Below are 2,452 nucleotides of genomic sequence, written 5' to 3' on the forward strand. Positions count from 1 at the left end.
TTCCCAGCCGGAGTCTGGGAACGAGTTCAAAATAATATTGATACTATAGATTAATTTAATCAATCTGTAATGATTTTATCATATCTTCTACAGGTTTGATCAACTTATCATAATCATCTATGGGTGCAGTATAGGTAATTAAATAAGCTTGATTTTTTCTCAAAGTCATAACATACATATTTTTGATTTTTTGTTGTTCATTTTTACCAGTGACAATTATTTTTTGTCCTGTTTGATTTGCGATAATAGTTGAACTTCTTTCTATGATATTTGATGATTCTAGGTTACTTTTGATCATCTTCTCCTGGTCTTTTCCGTAATTTTCTAAAGTTCCCGAATATTCAGAACTACTAATAATCAATCTAGCTTTTTGTTGAGGTTGAATAAATGTAACTATTTTACCAATACCAATGACTGAGATAGGAGTTTCGTCCGCGTCCCAACATTTAGGATATTCAATTTCTATATTATGTTCCTTATTTTTATAAGTTGCTAATTTTCCATCACATTCAGAAATAGGACGGTTTGAAAATACAATTATTCCCATGATTACGATTAATCCTAAAGGGGCAATTTTCAGGAATAAATGATAAATTTTAGGTGGTATTAATGGACTACTTATAGATATTTTTTGTAATGCTGTTAATACTTCTGTTACTGTCTGATAACGGTCCCTATGATCAGATTTGACCATTAGACCTCTCCGAAAATGAATGTAGAGACGTTCTATAGAACGTCTCTACAAGGGTTTCAAACCACGCACATTTAATTACCGGAGATGTCTATTTTATCTAAAATGTCTGCAAGTTGATCACTAACTTTGATTCTACTATAATAACGCCAACTTATTTCTTGGTTATTGTTATCATTATTTATATCTTTAGCCTCTATTCCTGTAAGTGCTTGAATTACAATCATTCCTAGAGAAAAAATATCACTATTGAATTCTGGTTTACCTTCTCCTTGTTCCCTGGGTGCATATCCTTTAGTGCCAATTCTTGTAGGATTATAATTACCATTCTCTTGGTTAATAAGTTCATTACCAATTATTTGAGTATCATCTTCTTGGTTATTAATTCGTTTGACAGGTTTAACTATCCCAAAATCAATGATGACTATTTTATTATCTATTTCTTGTCTCATGACATTACTTGGTTTTAAATCACGATGAATTACACCTTCACCATGAATATATTCCAATACTTCCAGAATATCTTTTAATAATTTAATAACAAATGGTTCACTGATATTAGTATTGGTAGATGTAGGTGGTAATTCTTTCGTTAAATCATGTCCTTTAATAAATTCTTGAACTATGAAAAACTGTTGATTTTCCGTAAAAAACGCTAAAAGTTTGGGTATTTGTGGATGATTGAGTTTTTGTAAAATTCCTGCTTCTCGTTCAAATAATTCTTGAGCTTTTTCTAATTGCTCTGGTTTTGTAGTTAATGGTGTAAAGTGCTTAACCACACAAACAGGAGAACCAGGAAGTTGGGTATCCTTTGCTAAATAAGTAGTTCCAAATCCACCCTGTCCTAACCTGGTAGTAATACAATAGCGTCCGCCTATAGTCGTACCTATCATCAGATTCACACCCCACCTGATTCCTTGTTTCGGGAAATATGCAGTTAATTATCGCACATTCGTCGCCATATTGGCGAAATTATTTGAGAGGTTAATTAACTTCAAATCCCCAACTCCTTAAAGAAGTCGGGGATCTAAATTAAAGATATAAAAATACTAATTTAGTCTAAACTCCAGTTGCTACTAGCTGTTGATTAGTAACAGGAGCAAAAATATCTTCGTAATTTTGGAAAATTTCAAATACTGAATCAAGCTGGGTAAGTTCCAAAATCAACTTAACTGGAGCTTTGACATTACAAAGAACTAACCGACAACCACTTTGACGCGCTGATGTAAGTCCCTTGACGAGGGGGACTAATCCAGAACTATCCATGAAATCTACTTCTGATAAATCTATAACCCAGAGTTGGTGATGCTGAGGTTCAATTGCAGCCATCTGTTCGCTCAAGATAGTACCACTATCCAGGTCTATACTACCTTGGGGTTTGAACAAAATTACTTGGCGTTCTTGTGTAAGAGTCATAAATTTAACTTTGTATTTGAAACACTGATAAAGGAAAAATTGACATCAATACTGTTTATAATTTAACCGCGGAACGACTATTTTCGCAAATTTATGGGAATTAACAGCAGCACAGTTGAGAAAAAGTTTTTTCAGTATTCATGCCGTATAATTTGTTGACAAGTTTTTCTAGTATAAGCATAATTTACTGCTAATTTCGGTAACGAACTTATCATTATCTAAAATTATCTATAGCAATCCGGTTTGATTCATGAACTTACTTGTAGAGATAGGGAACAGGGAACAGGGAAGGAATTTTCTTCATTCTTCATTCTTCATCCTGACTCCTGACTCCTGACTCCTGAC

3 protein-coding genes are annotated in these 2,452 nt (G+C 33.2%); all 3 read right to left on the reverse strand.

The annotated features are described in order from the left end of the window. Positions 1-55 precede the first annotated feature (55 nt). The gene (locus tag FJR06_RS19930; protein ID WP_015079469.1) at positions 56-694 is read right to left on the reverse strand and encodes a PsbP-related protein; all 639 of its coding nucleotides are present in this window, start codon (positions 692-694) and stop codon (positions 56-58) included. Between the two features lie 71 nt (positions 695-765). Beyond that, positions 766-1,584, reverse strand: a complete 819-nt coding sequence (locus FJR06_RS19935; protein ID WP_168654072.1) for a serine/threonine-protein kinase — start codon at positions 1,582-1,584, stop codon at positions 766-768. Positions 1,585-1,750: 166 nt separating this feature from the next. Beyond that, positions 1,751-2,107 (reverse strand): STAS domain-containing protein, encoded by a 357-nt coding sequence (locus FJR06_RS19940; RefSeq protein WP_015079471.1) that lies wholly within the window; start codon positions 2,105-2,107, stop codon positions 1,751-1,753. Positions 2,108-2,452 lie beyond the last annotated feature (345 nt).

It is taken from the genome of Dolichospermum sp. UHCC 0352 (assembly GCF_009711925.1).
GTDB lineage: Bacteria > Cyanobacteriota > Cyanobacteriia > Cyanobacteriales > Nostocaceae > Dolichospermum > Dolichospermum lemmermannii.

Coding starts and splice junctions, on each gene's coding strand:
- FJR06_RS19930 (WP_015079469.1), bottom strand. CDS start 694: ATGGTCAAATCTGATCATAGGGACCGTTATCAGACAGTAACAGAAGTA.
- FJR06_RS19935 (WP_168654072.1), bottom strand. CDS start 1,584: ATGATAGGTACGACTATAGGCGGACGCTATTGTATTACTACCAGGTTA.
- FJR06_RS19940 (WP_015079471.1), bottom strand. CDS start 2,107: ATGACTCTTACACAAGAACGCCAAGTAATTTTGTTCAAACCCCAAGGT.